At 61.6% G+C, this 21,403-nt stretch carries 21 protein-coding genes; 16 read left to right on the top strand and 5 right to left on the bottom strand.

Translation table 11 applies throughout. The features are described 5' to 3' along the window. Window positions 1-144: 144 nt before the first annotated feature. Window positions 145-1,524 (bottom strand): APC family permease, encoded by a 1,380-nt coding sequence (locus tag AC07OF_RS09780; protein ID WP_476447026.1) that lies wholly within the window; start codon window positions 1,522-1,524, stop codon window positions 145-147. 163 nt (window positions 1,525-1,687) lie between these two features. Then, window positions 1,688-3,070, bottom strand: a complete 1,383-nt coding sequence (locus tag AC07OF_RS09775; protein WP_157192685.1) for an aspartate aminotransferase family protein — start codon at window positions 3,068-3,070, stop codon at window positions 1,688-1,690. Between the two features lie 302 nt (window positions 3,071-3,372). On the opposite strand from AC07OF_RS09775, the gene AC07OF_RS09770 reads away from it, so the two are divergent. The 4 genes from AC07OF_RS09770 (at window position 3,373) to AC07OF_RS09755 (ending at window position 7,932) form a co-directional block, all read left to right on the top strand. Then, window positions 3,373-4,863 (top strand): aldehyde dehydrogenase, encoded by a 1,491-nt coding sequence (locus AC07OF_RS09770; RefSeq protein WP_157192684.1) that lies wholly within the window; start codon window positions 3,373-3,375, stop codon window positions 4,861-4,863. Window positions 4,864-4,928: 65 nt separating this feature from the next. Continuing rightward, window positions 4,929-5,969, top strand: coding sequence for an ABC transporter substrate-binding protein (locus AC07OF_RS09765; protein WP_038611136.1), 1,041 nt, complete (start codon window positions 4,929-4,931; stop codon window positions 5,967-5,969). Between the two features lie 102 nt (window positions 5,970-6,071). Continuing rightward, window positions 6,072-6,923, top strand: a complete 852-nt coding sequence (locus tag AC07OF_RS09760; protein ID WP_157192683.1) for a helix-turn-helix transcriptional regulator — start codon at window positions 6,072-6,074, stop codon at window positions 6,921-6,923. A 163-nt stretch (window positions 6,924-7,086) separates the two neighbouring features. Next, window positions 7,087-7,932 carry a DNA-binding protein gene (locus tag AC07OF_RS09755; RefSeq protein WP_157192682.1) on the top strand — a complete coding sequence of 282 codons (846 nt, stop codon included), beginning with the start codon at window positions 7,087-7,089 and terminating at the stop codon, window positions 7,930-7,932. Window positions 7,933-7,936: 4 nt separating this feature from the next. On the opposite strand, the gene AC07OF_RS09750 is transcribed toward AC07OF_RS09755, so the two are convergent. After that, a complete protein-coding gene (locus AC07OF_RS09750) occupies window positions 7,937-8,458 on the bottom strand; it encodes a GNAT family N-acetyltransferase (RefSeq protein ID WP_495072801.1) in 522 nt (173 codons plus the stop codon). A 187-nt stretch (window positions 8,459-8,645) separates the two neighbouring features. Between AC07OF_RS09750 and AC07OF_RS09745 the strand changes: the two genes are divergently transcribed. From AC07OF_RS09745 to argE, 5 genes are all read left to right on the top strand, one after another. Next, the gene (locus AC07OF_RS09745; RefSeq protein ID WP_495072800.1) at window positions 8,646-9,182 is read left to right on the top strand and encodes a hypothetical protein; all 537 of its coding nucleotides are present in this window, start codon (window positions 8,646-8,648) and stop codon (window positions 9,180-9,182) included. A 210-nt stretch (window positions 9,183-9,392) separates the two neighbouring features. Continuing rightward, window positions 9,393-10,712 (top strand): flavin-containing monooxygenase, encoded by a 1,320-nt coding sequence (locus AC07OF_RS09740; RefSeq protein WP_342622222.1) that lies wholly within the window; start codon window positions 9,393-9,395, stop codon window positions 10,710-10,712. Beyond that, window positions 10,712-11,122 (top strand): RidA family protein, encoded by a 411-nt coding sequence (locus AC07OF_RS09735; protein ID WP_003201555.1) that lies wholly within the window; start codon window positions 10,712-10,714, stop codon window positions 11,120-11,122. Before AC07OF_RS09740 ends, AC07OF_RS09735 begins: the two co-directional genes overlap by 1 nt. Before the next feature lie 10 nt (window positions 11,123-11,132). After that, a complete protein-coding gene (locus tag AC07OF_RS09730) occupies window positions 11,133-11,807 on the top strand; it encodes a DUF1028 domain-containing protein (protein ID WP_038611119.1) in 675 nt (224 codons plus the stop codon). Next, the gene (argE, locus tag AC07OF_RS09725) at window positions 11,800-12,960 is read left to right on the top strand and encodes an acetylornithine deacetylase (protein ID WP_495072799.1); all 1,161 of its coding nucleotides are present in this window, start codon (window positions 11,800-11,802) and stop codon (window positions 12,958-12,960) included. The genes AC07OF_RS09730 and argE overlap by 8 nt, the downstream gene beginning before the upstream one ends. A 94-nt stretch (window positions 12,961-13,054) precedes the next feature. Here the strand turns inward: argE and AC07OF_RS09720 are convergent, their stop codons facing one another. Further along, on the bottom strand, window positions 13,055-13,966 hold the full coding sequence (locus AC07OF_RS09720) for a LysR family transcriptional regulator (RefSeq protein WP_038616624.1): 912 nt from the start codon (window positions 13,964-13,966) through the stop codon (window positions 13,055-13,057). A gap of 192 nt (window positions 13,967-14,158) precedes the next feature. On the opposite strand from AC07OF_RS09720, the gene AC07OF_RS09715 reads away from it, so the two are divergent. Then, the gene (locus AC07OF_RS09715; protein ID WP_157192677.1) at window positions 14,159-14,374 is read left to right on the top strand and encodes a hypothetical protein; all 216 of its coding nucleotides are present in this window, start codon (window positions 14,159-14,161) and stop codon (window positions 14,372-14,374) included. On the opposite strand, the gene AC07OF_RS09710 is transcribed toward AC07OF_RS09715, so the two are convergent. Continuing rightward, window positions 14,371-15,078, bottom strand: coding sequence for an MgtC/SapB family protein (locus AC07OF_RS09710; RefSeq protein ID WP_191832550.1), 708 nt, complete (start codon window positions 15,076-15,078; stop codon window positions 14,371-14,373). The two genes, AC07OF_RS09715 and AC07OF_RS09710, sit on opposite strands and share 4 nt — an antisense overlap. A 468-nt stretch (window positions 15,079-15,546) precedes the next feature. On the opposite strand from AC07OF_RS09710, the gene AC07OF_RS09705 reads away from it, so the two are divergent. The 6 genes from AC07OF_RS09705 (at window position 15,547) to AC07OF_RS09680 (ending at window position 21,305) form a co-directional block, all read left to right on the top strand. Then, on the top strand, window positions 15,547-17,694 hold the full coding sequence (locus tag AC07OF_RS09705; protein ID WP_495072798.1) for an FUSC family protein: 2,148 nt from the start codon (window positions 15,547-15,549) through the stop codon (window positions 17,692-17,694). Continuing rightward, window positions 17,684-17,884: a DUF1656 domain-containing protein gene (locus AC07OF_RS09700; protein ID WP_101293556.1), complete on the top strand. Its 201-nt coding sequence runs from the start codon at window positions 17,684-17,686 to the stop codon at window positions 17,882-17,884. The genes AC07OF_RS09705 and AC07OF_RS09700 overlap by 11 nt, the downstream gene beginning before the upstream one ends. 4 nt (window positions 17,885-17,888) lie before the next feature. Next, window positions 17,889-18,830: an HlyD family secretion protein gene (locus AC07OF_RS09695; protein WP_495072797.1), complete on the top strand. Its 942-nt coding sequence runs from the start codon at window positions 17,889-17,891 to the stop codon at window positions 18,828-18,830. A gap of 80 nt (window positions 18,831-18,910) precedes the next feature. Then, window positions 18,911-19,378, top strand: coding sequence for a sterol desaturase family protein (locus AC07OF_RS09690; protein WP_157192672.1), 468 nt, complete (start codon window positions 18,911-18,913; stop codon window positions 19,376-19,378). A gap of 193 nt (window positions 19,379-19,571) precedes the next feature. After that, entirely contained in the window at window positions 19,572-20,489 is a 918-nt protein-coding gene (locus tag AC07OF_RS09685) for a pyridoxal-phosphate dependent enzyme (protein WP_495072796.1), read from the top strand. Further along, window positions 20,490-21,305, top strand: a complete 816-nt coding sequence (locus tag AC07OF_RS09680) for an AraC family transcriptional regulator (protein WP_157192670.1) — start codon at window positions 20,490-20,492, stop codon at window positions 21,303-21,305. It abuts the gene before it with no gap. The last annotated feature ends 98 nt before the right edge of the window (window positions 21,306-21,403 follow it).

Below are 21,403 nucleotides of genomic sequence, written 5' to 3'. Positions count from 1 at the left end.
CACACCCGCGAAAACAGGGGCTGTTGACGAGAACTACCGGTGTTCGGTGTTCAGTTTCTGGACAGCGCCGGTGGCTGGGCTGTGCAGAAACTGAACGGTGTGCGCGGCGGGCTCACGAACGGCGAGCCCGCCGCGCATACCCGGTTACTCCGCCAGTTGCAGTTCCGGCAGATTCAGACGGAACGCCCGGGTAATCCCGATCAGGCAGATGAACCCCAGCGCCATCCAGCTCAGGCCGATCATGAACGACATGCTCGACAGGCTGGTCCACAGCCAGATGGTGCTGAGGAAGCCGAGCGCCGGTATGGCGCCATACTTCAGGTAGTTGGCTGTGCCACGCAGTTTCTGGTCGACCAGGTAATGCTTGACCACGGCCAGGTTGACCATCGAGAAAGCGAACAGTGCGCCGAAGCTGATCATGTTGGCGACGGTGTCCAGGGTGATGAACAGGGCGATCAGCGAGAGCACGCTGACCAGCATGATCGCGGTGGCCGGTACGCGTTTCTTCGACACCAGCCGGCCGAACACGCGCGGCAACGCACCATCGCGGCCCATGGCGAACAGCACCCGCGATACGCTGGCCTGGGACACCATGGCCGAGGCGAAGCAGGCTGCCACGTAGGTGGCGGTAAAGGCGGTCACCAGCAACTCACCGCCGACACGCCGCATGACGTCTACCGACGCCGAGTCCGGGTCGGCGAAGGTGTTCCATTCCGGAAACACCAGCTGGGCGAAATACGACACCAGCACAAACAGCAGGCCACCGATCAGCGACACCACCATGATCGCCAGCGGGATGCGGAATTTCGGGTTGCTGGTTTCCTCAGCCATGGTCGAAACGGCGTCGAAGCCGAGGAAGGACAGGCACAGCACGGCGGCGCCGGTCATCACCAGCGGAACGCTGAAACCTTCATGATGGAAGGGTTGCAGCAGCGATACCGGCTCCGACTGTGCGCTCAGGTTGTGGATCGACAAGGCGACGAAGACCACGATGAATACCAGCTGGACAACCACCATGATCCAGTTGACCCGTGTCACCGACTCGATGCCGATCAGGTTCAGGAAGGTCACCAGGGCAATTGAACCGAGAACCCACACCCAGGCGTGAATCGTCGGGAAGTACTCGGACATGTAGATGCCGATCAGCAGGTAACTGAGCAGCGGCAGGAAGATGTAGTCGAGCAGCAGGGTCCAGCCGGCCATGAAGCCGAAGTAGCTGCCAAAGGCCTTGCGGGTGTAGGTGTAGACGGAGCCTGAGTACGGGTGGGCCTGGACCATGCGCCCGTAGCTGTAGGCGGTCAGCAGCATGGCGGCGAGGGTCAGCAGGTAGGCGGTGGGCAAATGCCCCTTGGTCATCTGGGTGACCAGCCCGTAGGTGGTGAACACCGCCAGCGGGACCATGTAGGCGAGACCGAAGAGCACCAGTGCGGTGAGGCTCATGGATTTGCGAAAGTGCCCCGAAGCGCTGGCTTGCAATGGGTCATGGTGGGGGTGAGTTTCTGCTGTGTTTGTTGTTGTATGCATTGCGAACTCCTGGAAATCGAATACAGGGCGCTGCGGCAGGCGAGGGGGCTCGCTACCGTTGATAAAGCTTCTTTGCAGGACATGGGGCTAGCCGCTTGCAGGCTGCCCTGGGTCAAACGCTGTGCACGCAAAGCGCCCACGCCGGCCGGCGTGGGCGTTCAGGTCAGAGTTTGCCGACCAGCCGCGCGGTGCGGTCGACGGCGATGCGGGTCTTCTCGACCAGCTCGTCGAGTTCCGCGCGAGTGGCGACCAGGGCGGGGGCCATGATCATGCGGCCGAGGGTAGAGCGGATGATCACGCCTTCTTCGAAACCGAAGGTGCGGCACTGCCAGGCCAGGTCGTTCTCATTGTCGAAGCGCTTGCGGGTGGTTTTGTCTTCGGCAAACTGCAGGGCTGCCAGCAGCCCGGTCCCTTGAATGTCGCCAATCAGCGGATGCTGGGCGAACACTTCGCGCAGGATCTGCTGCAGGTACGGCCCGGTGTCGTCCTTCACCTGGCGGACGATACCCTCGTCACGCAAGGCCTTGAGGTTGGCCACCGCCACCGCCGCGGCCACCGGGTGCCCGGAGTAGGTCAGCCCGTGAGCGAAGACACCGCCACGCTCGACCAGCGCTTCGGCAATACGCTTGCTCAGCACCAGGCCGCCCATGGGCACATAGCCGCTGGTCAGGCCTTTGGCGATGGACAGCGTGTCCGGCTCGAAACCGAAGTGCTGATGGGCGAACCACTCGCCGGTCCGGCCAAAGCCACCGATCACTTCGTCCGCGCACAGCAGCACATCGTACTGACGGCAGATGCGCTGAATTTCCGGCCAGTAGCTTTCAGGCGGGAAAATCATGCCACCGGCGCCCTGGAAAGGCTCGGCGATGAACCCGGCGACATTCTCGGCACCCAGTTCGAGGATCTTCTCTTCCAGTTGCAGGGCGCAGCGTTTACCGAATTCGGCCGGGGTCAGGTCGCCGCCGTGGGCATACCAGTACGGCTCGTCGATGTGTGCGATGTCCGGAATCATCCCGCCCATCTCGTGCATGAACTTCATCCCGCCCAGCGCGGTGGCTGCCAGGGTCGAGCCGTGGTAACCATTCCAGCGGCCGATCATGATCTTCTTCTGCGGCTTGCCGACCACCTGCCAGTAACGGCGCACGGTGCGGATCAGCACCTCGTTGGCCTCGGAGCCGGAGTTGGTGTAGATCGCGTGGCTGTAGTGCCCTGGCAGCAGGCTGAAGAGCAGCTCGGAAAGCTCGATCACTGCCGGGTGAGTGGTGTGGAAGAACATGTTGTAGTACGACAGTTGATCCATCTGCGCGGCGGCGGCGGCGGTCAGGTCCCGGCGGCCATAGCCGAGCTGGGTGCACCACAGGCCGGACATGCCATCCAGGTAACGGTTGCCGTCGTTGTCCCACAGGTTCAGGCGCTCACCGCGGACCATCACCCGTGGACCTTCGGCATTCAGTGCCTTCTGATCGAGAAACGCATGGATATGGTGGGCAGCGTCGGATTTCTGATAGTCCTGGGTGTCGCGTTGCGGGGCAAAGGGTGCATTCATGGCTCTGTTCTCTTTCTTGATAAGCACGTGAGAGGGGAAGGCCGCGCTGATCCAGTGCGCATACTGGCGCCTGTCCTGGGCGCCGGGGTTGGTGAAATGCTCCCACACTCCCGGCGCCCCCGAAATCACCCGTTTTGGTGACATCACCCCGCCGATTCCCGAGTCGGCAAGGTGCCGGACTGCAGAGCTTTTTCGTATGACTGGAGAACATTTTTACTAATTTGCCTTGCTTCGATAGTGGCGCACCATCGACCCACATGAATAACAACAGACCGTGTCCACGGTCGATGTGGGAGTGCAGCGTGTTCGACCTTAACTTCTGGCAGCAGCGGGCCAAGCGCCAAACATTCATCGATACCGCCCTGATTGGTGGTCATCAGGTGAAGCCTTCCTCGGGGGCGACCTTCGATGCCATCAACCCCGCCACCAATCAGCTGCTCGCTCGTGTTGCGGCCTGTGGCGAGGACGAGGTCAACCTGGCTGTGCGCACTGCGCGTCGTGCATTCAACGAAGGTCCGTGGGCGCGCATGGCACCTGCGCAGCGCAAGAAGATCCTGCTCAGGCTTTCCGAACTGCTGCTGGAACACCGCGAAGAGCTGGCCCTGCTCGACTCCCTGAACATGGGCAAGCCAGTCATGGATGCCTACAACATTGACGTGCCGGGGGCGGCGGGCGTGTTCGCCTGGTACGGCGAAGCGCTGGACAAGGTCTACGACCAGGTCGCGCCAACGGCTGCCAATGCCTTGGCAACCATCACCCGCGAAGCATTGGGGGTCGTCGCCGCAGTCGTGCCATGGAACTTCCCGCTGGACATGGCGGCCTGGAAACTCGCCCCGGCGCTGGCGGCAGGAAACAGCGTGGTATTGAAGCCCGCTGAACAGTCACCGTTCTCTGCCCTGCGCCTGGGCCAGCTTGCGCTGGAGGCTGGTATTCCGGAAGGCGTGCTGAACGTTGTGCCAGGGCTGGGCGAGAGCGCCGGCAAGGCCCTGGGACTGCATCCGGACGTCGATTGCCTGGTGTTTACCGGGTCGACCCAGGTGGGCAAATACTTCATGCAGTATGCTGCCCAGTCGAACCTCAAGCAGGTCTGGCTGGAGTGCGGTGGCAAAAGCCCGAACCTGGTGTTTGCCGACTGCCAGGATCTCGATCTGGCTGCGGAAAAAGCGGCGTTCGGCATCTTCTTCAACCAGGGCGAGGTGTGTTCGGCCAACTCCCGGCTGTACGTGCAGCGCTCTATCCATGACGAGTTCATCGAGCGGGTGATCGCCAAGGCGCAAGCCTGGATCCCGGGTGATCCTCTCAATCCAGCCAGCACCGCAGGGGCGATCGTCGATAGCGAGCAGACCGCGCGCATCATGCGTGCGATCGGTCAGGCGAGTGAGGAGGGCGCGAAGCTGCTGAGCGGTGGCGAGCAGCTGACCTTCAATGGTTCCTCCAACTTCATCCAGCCGACTATCTTCGGCAACGTGAAGAGCGACAGCCGCCTTGCCCGTGACGAAATCTTCGGCCCCGTGCTTGCCATCAGCGCCTTCGATAGCGAAGAGGAGGCAGTGCGGCTCGCCAACGACAGCATCTATGGCCTGGCCGCTTCGGTATGGAGTGACGATCTCAACCGCGCCCATCGCGTAGCCAGGGCGCTGAAGGCCGGTACCGTCTCGGTCAATACCATGGACGCACTCGATACTGCCGTTCCGTTCGGCGGGGGCAAGCAGTCCGGGTTCGGCCGCGATCTTTCGTTGCACTCGTTCGACAAGTACACACAACTGAAAACCACCTGGTTCCAGCTGCGTTAAAGCCCGGCGCCAGCCGGCGCCTCAATAACAACAAACACACAACTATAAGTCGTGAGGGCGTTTCCATGCGTACTTTCACCGCGTCGCTCAGCTTTGCAGTGCTTACCGCTGTCAGTCTTCCTGCGCTTTCCAGCACCTCCAGTCTGACGGTGATCTCTTTTGGTGGCGCTACCAAGGCCGCACAACAGGCCGCCTATTTCCAGCCCTTTGAAAGCAGCGGGGCAGGGAAGGTGGTGGCTGGCGAATACAATGGCGAACTTTCAAAGATCAAAGCCATGGTCGACGTCGGCCATGTGTCCTGGGACGTGGTGGAGGTAGAAAGTCCTGAACTGATTCGCGGTTGCGAGGAGGGACTGTTCGAGCGGATCGACCCGGCGCTGCTCGGCGATCAGGCCAACTACCTGCCCGGTACCGTGAGCGAATGCGGTGTGGCCAGCTATGTGTGGTCCATGGTCATTGCCTACAACACCCAGAAGCTCAGCACTGGGCCTGCGTCATGGGCTGATTTCTGGGATACCCAGCGTTTTCCGGGCAAGCGCGGTCTGCGCAAAGGTGCCAAGTACACCCTCGAGGTGGCCTTGCTCGCTGACGGCGTCTCCCGTGAGGATCTCTACAAGGTGTTGGGCACTCCTGAAGGCGTGAACCGCGCATTCCGCAAGCTCGATGAGATCAAGCAGAACATTCAGTGGTGGGAGGCCGGTGCGCAACCTCCGCAATGGCTGGTTGCCGGTGACGTGGTGATGTCCGCCGCCTACAACGGTCGCATAGCATCGGCCCAGAAGGATGGCTCCAAGCTCGGCATTGTCTGGCAGGGCAGCCTGTATGACCCTGATCACTGGGCAATCGTGCGCGGGTCCGGGAACAAGGCGCTGGCAGAGAAATTCATCACCTTCGCCAGTCAGGCCGAGTCGCAAAAAGCCTTCTCCAGCCAGATTCCTTATGGCCCCGTGCGCACTGAAGCGCTCGCTCAATTGCCTGCCGATGTCCAGCATCAGCTACCTACCGCTCCTGCCAACCTCGCCGACGCGCAACTGGTGGACGCAGCGTTCTGGGTCGACCACGGTGAAGAGCTGGAACAACGCTTCAACGCCTGGGCTGCACGCTGAGGCGATAAAGAGTGATGGTGAGCCCGTCGCGGCAATGGAACAATGCTTCAGCGCCGATGCTGTATTACCTCGGCATTCCCGATGCAGGAGGTGAGACGCAAGATGGGCAGTAACCGGCTTCAATCCGAAGAGTGGTTCCAGCAGATCGCTCATGTGGTCGACTGCATCGGGACGTCAGGGTTTGTCGAGTCGTTGTTCGCAGCGCTCAACTCCCTGGCGCCCGCCCATGCCATCACCGTGTTCCTGTTTCCTCATGAAGGCCTGCCTTCGGCATTGTTCGAGCGCGACGAGGAGGGGCCATGGATGCCAGAAGGCAATGTGCGCAAATACCTTGAGGGCTTCTACCTGCTGTGCCCGTTCTACCGGGCCAGTATGGAGGGCATCGCGCCAGGCTGTTACCGGCTGAGCGATGTAGCACCGGACCACTTCAAGCGTAGCGAATATTATCTGTCGTTCTACCAGCATGCGCGTCTTGAAGACGAGCTCAACTACATCGTGCCGCTCGGGCCGAAACTGACGATTGCAGTCGCCTTGGCGAGCACCTGTCGCATGAGCCGGCAACAGGTCGACGAACTCAAGCGTATTGCCCCTTGGGTGCTGGCGGTAGTGCGCCGGCATTGGGGCGACCTTGATGCTGACTCGCTCGGCGGTCGCTTTGAAAGCGCGCTTGGCCGGCAGATCAACGCAGCGCTGACCAAGTTCGGCTCTTCCTTGTTGACCGAGCGTGAGTGCCTGGTCGCTCAATACATGCTCCGCGGTCATTCCATCCGCTCACTCGCCGAACGCCTTGGTATCAGCGAGGACACCGTCAAGACCCACCGCAAGCACCTCTACGCCAAGCTTGATATCGCCAAGCAGTCGGAGCTGTTTTCGCTGTTCATCGACTCGGTGGCCCAAGCCCAGGAAGGGCTGAGCAAAGACCCGCTGGAAAGCTACCTGCGCCGCAGGCGCTGACATTCTGTTCAGCGATACCTCGAAAGCCGCGAAAATTGCATCTCAGATGCGATAAGCCGTGATTATTCAATCTCAGAAACGACTTTCTACAGCATCCTTTCAGGCATTGAGATACCATGTAAAAACATAGTACGTACCACATTACGAAATAGCAGGAGCAACCATGGCCCGAGGCGGAATCAACAAGGCTGTCGTGCACAAGGCACGGCAGGCGCTGCTGGCCCGTGGTGTACATCCCAGTATCGACGCGGTACGTATCGAACTCGGCAACACCGGGTCGAAAACCACCATTCATCGCTACCTGAAGGAACTCGACAACCAGTACCCAGCACAGCCATTGAGCACGCCGAATCTCAGCGATGCGCTGGCAACACTGGTCGAGCAACTGGCCGAGCAGTTGCGTGAGGAAGGGGAGGCGCGAATCGAGGAAGTACGCAGTACGTTCGAGGCGGAGCGGCAAACGCTGCTGGGCCAGGTACAGATCAGCCAGCAGGCATTGGCAGCGCTGCAACAGCAGCATGAAATCCAGGCCGCAGCCTTGGCCGGTGAGTCCGCCGCGCTGGCTACTACACGCAGTACCTTGCAGACTGAACAGACCCGCAACGCCACACTCAATCAGGCCGTTGGCGAATTGAACCTGCGCCTGGCCGACAAAGACGAGCAGGTGCAGCAGCTTCAGGTCGAACTGCGGCAGTTGCAGCAGACCATGATCGTCAAGCAGGACGAACTGACGCGCCTGAACCGTGACAACGAAGGCTTGCTGGTACAGATCCGTACGCTCAAGGATGCCCAGCGCACGCTCAAAACCCAAAGCGAGCGGCGCCAGGCGCAAATTCAGGGGCTGGAAGTGAACCTGGCGCAGCTCAATGGTTCGCGGGGCGAGCTGGAAAAGCAGAACCAGAACCTGGCGCTGAGCCTGGCCGAGCGGGTCACCGAATTGCGTCAGCAGTTGCAGCTGATCGGCAAGCTGGAGGCACAGCTACGTCAGGCTGAAAAACTGGCGCAGTAGTTTTTCACGACGCGCCCTGAAGTTTCAGACGCATCGCGCACCGGTCAGTCAGCCCGTGAGCCTGTTCGGCAGCTAATTGGCGTTGCAGGAAATCGCTGCAGCTTTGCGCGTCGAGCCACTCAAAGCCCTGGCGTGCATAGAAGGGCGCATTCCATGGCACGCTGGCGAAGGTGGTCAAGGTCAGCCCGGTAAAGCCTTGCGCTTGCGCCCAGGCGCTGACCGTGGCGATCAACCGGCGACCTTGTCCTCGGCCTTGCAGCGCTCGCGCCACCGACAGCTCAACGATGTGCCAGTCCTCGCCACAGGCCTGGCCACAGAGAAAGCCCTGTGGACGATCCTGTTCGTCAACCACTACCCAGCTATGGCCCGCAGCGATAAATGCGCGATGCTGCGCGGCACTGAGCACGTCTTCGCTGGCGATCCACTGCAGGCCTTCGCAGGCAAGGAAGGCTTGCGCGGCAGAACGTTCGATAGCCGGGAGCAGGTCTGCGTCGTCGTCGCGGGCGCAACGGAGGGTGGTGGGCATGGTTGTACTGTCCGATACAAAAGGTGAGGCACGCCGCAAGGCCTGCTATATCCGCCTCTGCTATATCCACAATTCACAAACAATATTGGCAGTCTCTACCGGTGGATTGTATATATTGCTGCGGAACTCAATGTTAACAACCCATGCCCGGAAAAGTTAAGCGCTCCTGTTCAGGAGGGATTTAATCATGGGTATTCACAGGGTAAAACGGCGGTTCATCCCCGATAAATGGGGGGCTGATTTTTTAGCGTTGGTGCTGCTTGTTTTTGTTTTATTTTCGCCAGCCGCGCAATCGGCGGACTGTATCAAACTGTGCGAAGGCGGCAAGCATGACTGCCTGAACGCCTGTTCAAACGCCCCAACTGCCTCAAAAATCGCCGCCTGCAGTAATGCCTGTTACTCGACGTACGACTGCCCCGCGCGGTGCGCCAACCCGAAATCGCCAATTCCGCAATCGCAACCTTCTGCACAGAAAAACCCGACGACCCAGTGCAATAGCACGTGCAATCAGCAATATTCACAGTGCGCGATGACCTGCCAAGGAAAAACATCGTGCTTTGAAACCTGTGGCAGCATGGCAAAAAACTGTTTTAGTGCCTGCGGAGGATTGTCGAACAGTACATCCTCTTCGCCATCTCCAGGGCAGTCAAAAACTCAGGAGGTATTAAATAAAGTTGATTCCTTGAACAAAGCGGTCCAAGGGATATTTGGAGCAGGAGAGTAAAATTCCGCGCATTTCAGCCGCCGCGGGGCTAGCGCATTGTCAGCACCAACCCCCGCCAACCGCCCTGGATCAATGAAATTTCCGGCGTTGCAGCTTTTTGCTTGCCAGCAACCACAAAAATCATAATTTCGTCATTTCCATCCTTTGCACAGAATGCGACCTACACCCACCCACGACGATCCGCGTGGGAAACCTCAGTAGGGCGCAGCGATGACAAACAATAAAACAGCAATAGACACGCTCGTAGTCGGCGCCGGTCAAGCCGGTGTGGCGATGAGCGAACACTTGAGCCGACTCGGCGTGCCGCACCTGGTTCTGGAGCGCAACCGTATCGCCGAAGCCTGGCGTACCGGTCGTTGGGATTCGCTGGTTGCCAATGGCCCGGCCTGGCACGACCGCTTCCCAGGCCTGGAATTCGACGGCCTCGATCCCGATGCCTTCGCCGGCAAGGACCAGGTGGCCGATTACTTCGAAGCCTACGCGAAAAAATTCAACGCCCCGGTACGCACCGGCGTCGAGGTGACCAAGGTAGAGCGTAATGTCGGTCGCCCTGGCTTCACCGTGGAAACCTCTGATGGAGTGATCGAAGCCAAAAACGTCGTGGTTGCCACTGGCCCGTTCCAGCGCCCGGTGATTCCGGCGATCGCGCCTGCAGACGGCAAGGTTTACCAGATGCACTCCGCCGAATACCGCAACCCTCAGCAACTGGCCGAAGGCGCTGTGCTGGTGGTGGGCGCCGGTTCTTCAGGTGTACAGATTGCCGATGAGCTGCAGCGTGCCGGAAAGCAGGTCTACCTCTCGGTCGGCGCCCATGATCGTCCACCACGCGCCTATCGCAACCGCGACTTCTGCTGGTGGCTGGGTGTACTCGGCCTGTGGGACGCCGAGGGCGTACAGCCCGGCAAAGAGCACGTGACCATTGCCGTCAGTGGTGCGCGTGGCGGTCATACCGTGGACTTCCGCCGCCTGGCCCAGCAGGGCATGACCCTGGTTGGCCTGACCAAGGCGATCAACAACGGCGTGGTGAGTTTCGAATCGAACCTGGCGGAAAACATTGCCCGCGGCGACGAAAACTACCTCGCCTTGCTGGACGCCGCCGACGCGTATATCGCCGCCAATGGCCTGGACCTGCCGCCAGAGCCGGAAGCACGGATCATGCTGCCGGACCCAGACTGCATCAGTAACCCGATCCTGGAGCTGGACCTGGCCAAGGCCGGCATCACCACGATCATCTGGGCCACCGGTTATTCGGTCGATTACAACTGGTTGCAGGTTGACGCCTTCAAGGCCGACGGCAAGCCGCAGCACCAGCGCGGCGTTTCCAGCGAACCGGGTATCTACTTCGTCGGCCTGCCTTGGCTGGCACGTCGTGGCTCGGCCTTTATCTGGGGTGTGTGGCACGACGCCCGGCATATCGCTGAACACATCATCAAGCAACGCGCCTATTTCGATTACCGGGATGCCTCGCAACGCCAGGCCGAAACCCCCGTAACCCACATTCAGTCCGCCAGCCTTATGGAAGTCCGTTGATGCCTACTCATACTCGTATCCGCATGTTCAACACCAAAGACACCTACCCGAACCAGACCCTGGACAACGACCTGTGCCAGGCGGTCCGCGCCGGCAACACCGTGTATGTGCGTGGCCAGGTCGGTACCGATTTCAACGGCCAGCTGGTGGGTCTCGGTGATCCACGGGCCCAGGCCGAACAGGCCATGCGCAACGTCAAGCAACTGCTCGAAGAGGCGGGCAGCGACCTGAGCCATATCGTCAAGACCACCACCTACCTGATCGACCCGCGCTACCGCGAGCCGGTGTACCAGGAAGTCGGCAAATGGCTCAAGGGCGTATTCCCGATCTCTACCGGTCTGGTTGTCAGCGCCCTGGGTCAGCCGCAGTGGCTGATGGAAATCGACGTGATCGCAGTCATCCCCGAATAAGGAGCGTGCCATGACCTTTTCCATCGTCGGTCGCTGCGCCGAAACCGGCCAGCTGGGGATTGCCATCAGTTCGTCGAGCATTGCCGTCGGTGCCCGTTGCCCCTGGCTGCGTTCCGGTGTCGGTGCGGTTTCGAGCCAGAACATCACCTTGCCGGCCCTCGGGCCGCAGGTGCTCGATGCCCTGGGTGAAGGGCTGGCGCCGCACCAGGCGCTGGACCACGCACTGACCCGCAACGGCTACAGCCAGTACCGTCAGGTAGCGGTGGTCGATGCGCAAGGACGTACAGCGGTGTTCAGTGGCAATCATGCCCTGGGCACGCACAACGCCCTGGCCGGTGAGCAATGTGTGGCCGCTGGCAACCTGCTGGCCAACAGCGCGGTGATCGAGCGCATGGTCGAAGCCTTCGAGAACAGCGAAGGCTGCCTGGCGGCGCGCTTGCTGAGCGCACTGCAAGCCGGGCAGGACGCCGGCGGCGAGGCGGGGGCGGTGCATTCGGCGGCGCTGTCGGTGGTTGGCGAGCTGGTCTGGCCGATCGTCGATCTGCGCGTGGACTGGGCCGACGAGAACCCTATCGGCGAACTGCAGAAGCTCTGGAGCGCCTATGAGCCACAGCTGCAGGACTACCTGACCCGCGCCCTGAACCCGACCCTGGCCCCGAGCTATGGAGTGCCGGGCGATGAGTGAGCTGCGCAGCCGCGCCTTGCTGGCCAGGCTGATCGGCTTTGCCACGGTCAGCCGCGATTCGAACCTGCAGTTGATCGAGTTCGTGCGCGACTACCTGCAAGGTCTGGGGGTGAGTTGCGAGCTGATCTACAACGCCGAGCGCAGCAAAGCCAACCTGCTGGCCAGTATCGGGCCGGCAGTGGCGGGCGGCGTGGTGCTGTCGGGGCATACCGATGTGGTGCCGGTGGACGGTCAGCCCTGGACGGTTGAGCCGTTCGCCCTCAGCGAGCGCGATGGCAAGCTCTATGGCCGTGGCGCGGCGGACATGAAAGGCTATCTGGCTTCGGTACTGGCCGCGGTGCCGGTGTTTCTTGCCAGTCCGCTGCGTCGCCCTGTGCATCTGGCGTTTTCGTATGACGAAGAGGTGGGTTGTCTGGGGGTGCGCAGTCTGCTGGAAGTGCTGCCGCAACGTATCCCACAGCCGGCCCTGTGCCTGATCGGCGAGCCGACAGAACTCAAGCCGGTGCTGGGTCACAAAGGCAAGCTGGCGATGCGTTGCCATGTGCATGGCGCACCGTGCCATTCGGCCTATGCGCCGTATGGCGTGAACGCCATCGAACAGGCGGCGCGCCTGATCGGTCGCCTGGGTGAGATCGGCCAGCGCCTGGCCGCACCGGAGCACCACGATGAACGTTTTGATCCGGCGTTCTCCACGGTGCAGGTCGGGGTGATCCAGGGCGGCATGGCGCTGAACATCGTGCCGGCGGATTGTCGCTTCGACTTTGAGGTGCGCGCCTTGCCGGCGTTCGAGCCACAAGCGGTAGTCGATGAACTGCAAAGCTACGCCGAGCAGACGCTGTTGCCGGCCATGCAGGCGGTCAAGGCCGACACGGCGATTCGCTTTGAGCCGATTTCGGCCTATCCGGGCCTGGCCACCGCGCCTGAAAGCGCCGCCGCGCAGCTGGTGGCGCAACTGTGTGGCAGCGATGATTTCAGCACCGTGGCCTTTGGCACCGAAGGTGGTTTGTTCGACCAGGCCGGGATCCCGGCGGTGGTCTGTGGCCCCGGCAGTATGGACCAGGGCCACAAACCCGACGAATTCGTCAGTGTCGAGCAAGTGGCGGCCTGCGACCGCCTGATGGACCGCTTGGCCGAGTACCTTTGCAGCAATTGATAACAGGCTGCGCGCTGAAATGATCGCGGGGCAAGCCCGCTCCCACCGTGTGAGCCTCGGTGGGAGCGGGCTTGCCCCGCGATGCTGTTGATGCTTATACCAGCCAGGCCGCAAACTGCTCCTTGCAGTAATCGACAAACAACTGCGCAGGCTTGGTCAGCTGCGCACGCTTCAACCAGCCGGCCACCAGACCGGAGCCGGTAACATCTTCAGCCAGTTCCACACAGACCAGCTCTTGCCCATCATAGGTGCTGGTGGTGTGTGGCCGGGTAACCAGCAGCGCAAAACCAAAGCCCTGGCCGACCATGCCGCGCACCATTTCAATTGAAGGCGAGCTGAAGATAATGTTCGGGCTCAGCCCCAGCTCTTCGAAAATGCTCACGAAATAGGTACGGCTGGGCTGCACATCCAGCAGGATCATCGGCTCCAGCGCCAGATCACGCAGCGACACCTGCGCCTGCTCGGCAAAACGATGCCCGGCCGGCAGCAAGGCGTAGGGCCGTTGCGGCGCCATCAACGCTTCGGTCTCGATGGTGCTGTCCAGGTCATGATCGTAGAAGATCGCCAGGTCGTAACGGCCGCCCGTCAGGCCTTGCACCAGCTCCTGCTGCTCGCCGTCCTGCAGGCGGATTTCGACCCCCGGAAAGCGCTCGCGAAAGCCCTTGATCAGGCGTGGCAGGTAGAGCGGGGCGACGGTCTCGAAACAGCCGATATCGATCTGTCCGCAAACCACGTCGTTATCGGCCAGGGCGTTCTGTTCGAACTCGCGGGCCATGCGCAGCAGTTCCAAGGCTTTGCGATAGAAGCGTGCGCCACCGGGGGTAAGCGATACGCCCTGAGCGTGATGGCGGATAAACAGCTGCACGCCGAAGCTGTCTTCCAGGCCTTTGATTGCGGTTGAAATCGACGGTTGCGCGATGTACAGCTTGCGCGACGCCTCGGCGACGCTGCCGCACTCCACGGTGGTGACGAAATACTTCAACTGACGCAAGGTATAGGACGCCACAGTGCACCTCTGGCTGATTATTTTGCTACAGGTTACCCCTTCGGGCGTCAGGCCCTGCAGCGGATTTTGCTGGGCATTGAGGATATTTTCGCTGGGCAACCGTTGATCGCCCAGACGGCACCGGGGACAAGGCCGCAGCCTCGAAACATCAAGGCCCGGATTTCTCCGGGCCGGTCTGAAGAGGTAGCTGCCATGAGCCATCCACGTCCTGAAAATGATCCGCTGTGGAAGGATCCACTGAACGATCCGCAACGTGAACATGATCCAGTCACCGATCCCAACGTCGATGGCGACCCGCAACGGCGTGAGCACCCGCAGGACATCGAACGCCTGCCCGATGCCCCGGATGAAAACACACGCTTGCCGGAACCCGATCAGCCAACCCCGCTTTCAGATGATCGCCGTTAGTCGGCCGTCAGTTCGTGTACCTGCCAGCGCACGGAGCTGACGCCTTTTTCCAGGCTCACCCGGCTGACCAGGCGTTCCAGCTGGGTCGGCGCGTCGGGGCTGCCGAGCAGCTCGGCGCGCACTTCCAGTTTCGCCGGGTTGGCCAGGTCTTCGCTGTGCAGTGACTGCAGGCGCAGACCGCCACTGCCGAAGCTGTGCAGCATCAGGCTGCGCACCTGGATTTCGTCTTCGGCGCGGCAGGTGATGCGCACCTCGAAACGCTGCTCGGCTTCATTGGCCGGCAGCACCTCTTGATGGTTCAGGCGCTGGGCAATGTCGCGCAACAGGATGTTGGCACAGAGCACCACACAGCTGCCGACTGCCGCCTCCAGCAGCAGCCCCATGCTGCACAGCACCCCGACAGCAGCGGTGCACCACAGCGTTGCGGCCGTATTCAGACCGCGCACATTCAGGCCATCGCGCATGATCACGCCTCCGCCGAGAAAACCGATGCCCGACACCACATAGGCGGCAATACGCGAAGCATCGGTGGCGGCCATGCCTGGCACGGCCTGGGTCATCAGCACGAACAGGCAGGCGCCGGTGCTGACCAGGGCATTGGTGCGCAGGCCGGTCAGGCGTTGGCGCAGTTGACGTTCCGCGCCGATCAGGGCGCCCAGTACGAGCGCGACGGTGACGCGCAGGAGAAATACTTTCCAATCCATGACAAACCTCGAATCCACGGCGCAAGGCCGCAACGCATCGAACGCAGACGATGCAGGTATGAATAAATGGATTGCGCAGGGTCACAGGCCAGGGCCACGAACAATCGTGTCGGGCTTGCAGGAAGGGAGAATGAAGCGTCGTATCCGCTGAGGATGTGAGGCACCACTGACCACCATGTACGGCGGGGCAGTGGCAGAAAGAGTCTGCTGAACTAGCGCGCCGTATGAACCTGTCGCAATCGACTAGAGCTACTGTCCAATGCAGGACTCCTGTATAGGCATGCAAAAATGCGGGCGAGAAACTAACGTCCAAAAGCAGCAGGGTCAAGGTTGTTTTCATGACAATTGCTTCCCCAACCCACTGGATCGCCACTGTTCCGGATTTGCAACGCTGTAGTGTGTGAACGCCGCTTCCGCCGGCCCGCCGCTGTGGCTAAGGTAAGCATCACGGCGCGGTGAGGGAGCGGTATGCAGCCACTGATCAATTATTTCAAGATGGTTGTGCATCCGGGGCCGGACACCTTCCGTTTTGCCCTGCGGACCATCGTTGCCTGTCTGCTGACCCTGTACCTGGCCTTTATCTTCGACCTCGACCAACCGAAATGGTCGATCATGGCGGTGTTTATCGTCAGCCAGCCGCTGGGCGGCATGACCTTGCAACGCAGCTTCGCCCAGGTGGTGGGTACCGCCGTCGGGGCCGCGGTGGCGGTGCTGATCATGGCGCTGTTTCCCCAGGCGCCGTTGCCGTTCATTGTCACCCTGGCGCTGTGGCTGGCCTTGTGCACCGCTGGCGGCACCTTGCTGCGCTATACCAGTTCGCATGCCTTCGTGCTCAGCGGCTTTACCGCCGTGGTGGTGGCCATGCTGGCAATCCCCGAGCAGGACAATACCCTGATGCTGGCCATTACCCGGGTCACCGAAACCCTGCTGGCGGTGGCCTGCGTGTGCGCAGTCAGCCTGCTCAGTGCCCGGCCGCAGGCGGTGGCCACAGGTTACTTCGGTAAAGTCGACAACCTGATCAAGCTGATGGCCACGCATGCTGCTGCAGCCATTCGCGGCGAAGAAAGCGCCACAGCCTTCAGCCAGCGACAGATGCAGATCCTCGGTGAGATCAGCGCCCTGGAAGGTTTGCGCCGCCACCTGTATTTCGATGCCCCACACCTGCGCAGCGCCAACGACCTAGTGCAACTGCTGGGCAACCAGCTGGTGCTGCTCAGCTCGCGGCTGACCGTGCTGCGTAATCAGAAGCTGATGATCGCTGAACGTTGGCAGGGCGCGTATCCAGATTTCATCAACCAGTTGCTCAGCGACGAACTGGCGTTTCTCGATCAACTGGCGCAACAGGGCAGGGCCATGCCCGCCAGTGCGCGGGAACACTTCAGCGCCCTGCAGCGGCGTTTTGATCAAGCCGCCCTGCAAGCCGAGCAACTGGCGCCCGATCTGCCGCCGACCTTGCGCTCCCTGGCATGGGCGTTGCGTTGGGAGCAGGCCAGGTTGCTTGAGCAACTGAGTGAAATGCTCGAACTCAGCGACGCCATTCAGGAAGGCCGTGCGGGCGACTGTCTGTACCGCCAGGCGCGTACCAATCCGTTGCATCTGGATTTTCGTCTGGCGGCGATGAACGCCAGTCGTGCTTTTGTTGCCTTGCTGGTCGCCGGGCTGATCTGGATCGAGACGGCGTGGGACGGAGCCCGCGCCGGGGTCATTCTGGTAGGCATTCTCTGTTCACTGATGGCGACCTTTCCGCGTCCGTTGATGGCGGCACAGAACTACGTGCGCGGCTTGGGCATGGCATTGTTGGTCTCGGCGTTGTACCAGTTCTGGCTGATCCCCCAGGTGGTCGATTTCGAAATGCTCGCGCTGTTGTTATTGCCGTTGCTGTATGTGGTTGCGGTCGGGCTGTCGACGCCAATGACTGCGGGGATCGGCATGGGTTTGGGCTTGTCCAGTTTCCTGCTGTTCGGGCCGCAGAACATCGGCGCCTGGCAGAACACTGCGATTCAGTGGTTCGAGTTTGCCGGCGCCTATGTATGCGGCGGGGTATTGTCGTTGCTGGTGTATGCCTGGCTGTTTCCGTTCAACCCGCAGTTGCGTATCGAACGGTTGTTCAGTGAGACCCGCGAACAGGTCTATGCCTTGCTCAAGGGGCCGAGCTCCGATGAGCGCCAGTTCGCTTTTGAAAGCCGCATGGTTGACCGCCTGACGCTGATCATCGGCCTGTTGCCCGCCACACAGGACGCCCGTTCAAAGGGGCTGTTTGAAGTCAACCTGGCGTGCATGGCCCTGGGTGTGGCGTTGCGCCAGTTGCAGGAGCAGGGGCGGGCTAACCTGTTGCTCACCGAAAGCACCCGTACGCGCCTGGAACAGGTGCTGCGCGACACCGGTCGCTATGTGGCCGGGCGCACCCGGGGGCAACTGACGGTGCTGCTCGACACCCTGCAAGCGTTGGGCGAAGAACTCGATGCCCTGCACAGCGAGCAATTCGCGGCAGCGGCCGAGCAGTTGCGTTCGCTGTTTCGCATTCGCGTCGCGCTGCTGGTGATCGCCGGATTCCTGCGTCACTACAACAGCTACCTTGATCCCGCCGCCGAAGGAGAGCCAGCCCTTGCCCATTGATTTTGAAGTCGGCGGTGTTTACCTGCCGCCGATTGCCCAGGCGCTGTTGCTGGCCATGCCGCTGTTGTTTGCCCTGTTGTGGCTGTTGCAGCGCCTGGGCGTGATGCAGCGGGTGTGGCACCCGGCCTTGTTCGAGGGCGCGTTGTACACCTGCATTTGTGCCTTGATCATCCTGTTCATGGGGAGCTGAAACGGTGAAGAAACTTGTGGCCCAGGCGTCGACCCTGGCAATCGTGGCGCTGGCGCTGATCCTTGGCTGGTTCGCCTGGGAGCACTACACCCGTGCCCCCTGGACCCGCGATGCGCGGGTGCGGGCGGACGTGGTGACACTGTCGGCCGATGTCGCCGGGCGCATCGTCGCCCTGCGGGTCGCCGACAACCAGCACGTGGACAAGGGCGAGCTGCTGCTGGAAATCGACCCGGACCGTTATGCCCTGGCGGTCGAACATGCCCGTCGCGCCATCGAAGTCGCCCGTGCCAGCGAAGGCCTGGCCCAGGCGGCGATTATCGCCAGCCAGGCCTCGCTCAAGCAGCGTCAGAGCGAAGAGCTGCGGCGGCGCACCTTGAAGCAAACCGCGGCGATCTCCGGCGAAGAGTGGGAAAAGGCCAGCACCGATGTTGCCGTCGCCCAGGCCGAGCTGATGCGCGGGCAAGCCAACCTGAGCCTGGCCAGCGCCAACGTACAGCTGGCGACCGCAGCATTGACCCAGGCGGAACTGGACCTGCAGCGCACGCGTATCTATGCGCCGGTCAGTGGCTACGTCACCAACCTGTTGACCCGTCAGGGCGACTACGCCAGCGCTGGTGGTCCGTTGCTGGCCCTGGTGGACAGCAGTTCGTTCTATGTCAGTGGCTATTTCGAGGAAACCAAGCTGCCGCGCATCCAGATAGGCAATTCGGTGCAGATCGCACTGATGAGCGGTGAACACTTCGAAGGCAAGGTACAAAGCATCGCCTACGCGATCACCGATCGCGAAAATGCCCCGGGCAGCCGCCTGCTGGCCAACGTCAACCCGAGCTACACCTGGGTCAAACTGGCCCAGCGCATACCGGTACGGATCGAGATTGATCCCGGCTATGCCGGCAAGGACAACCTGCGCGCCGGCACCACAGCGACGGTGACCGTGCGCCAATAGCGTGACGAAATGCCTCCTGCCGGGCGGGTCAAAATGGTAGGCTCTTGGCCGTTTGTGCCCACCAGTCGATAGATGTCGCCATGATCCTCAACCTCGCTGTTTTTCTCTGCACCCTGACGGCCATGGAGGGCATCGGCTACCTGGCGCATCGCTACATCATGCATGGCTGGGGCTGGTTCCTGCACCGCTCGCACCATGAGCCGCACCTGGGGGCGCTGGAAACCAACGACGTCTACCTGCTGGCCCTGGCGCTGATCGCCTTCGCCCTGGTGGCTATCGGCCGCGCCGGGCATGCGCCGTTGCAGTGGGTCGGGGCAGGGGTGGCGGCGTTCGGGGTGATCTACGTGATCGTGCATGACGGCATCGTGCACCGGCACTGGCCGTTCAAACCGCGACCGCGTAACCGATACCTCAAGCGTTTGTACAAGGCGCACTTGCTCCACCATGCGCTGAAGGGGCGGGATAACAGTGTGTCGTTCGGCTTTCTGTATGCGCCGCCGATGCGCAGGTTGAAGCGCCAGTTGCGCGAACGACGCCGCCAAAGCTGACAACTATCTGGAATACCCTCCGGTGGGAGCGGGCTTGCCCCGCGATGCAGTGTGACTGACAAACCGCAATCGCGGGGCAAGCCCGCTCCCACCGGCCATCAAAGCTTGAGGTTCGGGGGAATGCGCAATTTTGTACAAGATCGCCCGGCGTGATCAGCGTACGCTGGAGTTGTTCCCTACATGGAGTAAGCGCATGAGCCTGCATATCGAAACCCCGCTGCTGGCATCCCGCCCGCTGAGCCTGGCCAGTGGCCTGGACGTCTGGCTGAAACTGGATGCCTTGCAGCCCTCGGGCTCGTTCAAGTTGCGCGGTATTGGCGCTGCCTGTGAGGCCTATGCCAAACAGGGCAAGCGCCGTTTCGTGTCGTCGTCAGGCGGTAATGCCGGGATCGCCGTCGCCTACGCCGGTCGCTGTCTGGGCCTGGCGGTTACGGTGGTGGTGCCGGAAACCACCACCGAGCGCGCCAAACAGCTGATCCGCCAGGAACAGGCCGAAGTCATCGTCCATGGCAAAGCCTGGCACGAGGCCAACGCCCTGGCGCTGTCGCTGCTCGGCGACGACGATGCCTACATCCATCCCTTCGATGACCCGCTGCTCTGGCAGGGCCATGCCAGCATGATCGATGAAGTCGCCGCCAGCGGCCTCAAGCCGGATGCCGTGGTGCTCTCGGTTGGCGGCGGCGGTTTGTTCTCCGGCGTTTGCGAAGGCCTGGCCCGCAACGCTTGGGGGCAGGTGCCGGTGTTCGCGGTAGAAACCGCAGGTGCGGCCTCGCTGGCCGCCGCCATGGCACAGAAGCAGCTGGTCGCGCTGGACAGCGTCAACACTGTGGCCACCTCCCTGGCAGCCAAGCAGGTGTGCCAGCGTGCATTCCAGTGGACGCAGGAGCGTCCGGTGCATAGCCACGTGATCAGCGACCGCGAGGCACTCGATGCTTGCGAGCGGTTCCTTGCTGACCAGCGCATTCTGGTCGAACCGGCCTGCGGTGCGGCGTTGGCCCTGGCTTATGCGCCAACAGCAGCGCTCAAGCAGCACCAGAAGGTGCTGGTGATCGTCTGTGGCGGCGTCACCGCGACCATCGATCAGATCCGCCAGTGGCGGGCGGCTTGCTAGTTGGATAGCGTCATCCATCAAGCCCCCGGGCATCCAGGCGTACGCCTGATCGATGCGCGCTACCAGCAATTTGCCTTTCCGCGGCACTTTCACCTGGAGTATCACATCGGCCTGATGGTCGCCGGCCAGCAGCGCTATGCCGCGGGCGGCGAGCAGCAGCTGGCCGGAGCAGGGGACATCCTGCTGATGGCGCCGGAGCACGTTCACGACGGCGCCAGTGCCAACGACCAGGGCTATGGCATTCGCATCCTGACCCTTGACCCGGGTTGGCTGGCCGGTGTCAGTCGTGACTTGAGCGACGGCCGTCAGGGCTTGCCGGTCCTCAACGCCGCGCAGTTACGTCATCCGCAGCTGCAACAGCTACTCAATGGTTTGCATCAGCAGCAGGACTCGCTGGCATTTCAGAGCCAGCTGTGGGAAGCCCTGGCGTTGTTGCTCGGGCTGGGTTCGACCCTCAAGGTCAGTGAGCCCGGCAACGGCTTCGATCCGCAGCGTTGGCGACAGCTGCGCGACTGGCTGGAATCACGCCTGGATCAGCCGCCAGGTCTTGAAGAAATGGCCGCGTTCGTCGATTTGAGCCCCTGGCAACTGCTGCGCCGCTTTCGCAACCATTGTGGGCTGCCACCCCAACAATGGTTGACCCAGCTGCGTCTGGAACGCGCCTTGCCACGGGTGCTGGCGGGCCAGTCATTGAGCGCAATTGCCCTGGACCTGGGTTTCTACGATCAAGCGCATTTCAGCCGTTTGTTCCGCCGCACTTATGGCGCGCCGCCGCGTGCTCTGCAGACGAAAAAAGCGCCCGGCAATATTTTTTAAGGTCTGAAGGAACATATTTAGTAATTTTCCTGGCTTCGCGCATTGCTCATGATCACTCCTACAAGAAAGCGCCTTTCGTGCCGGCGCGATCGAAGTAC

Source organism: Pseudomonas sp. GW821-FHT10B02 (assembly GCF_059415665.1).
This window is presented reverse-complemented; position numbering and strand designations above follow the sequence as displayed.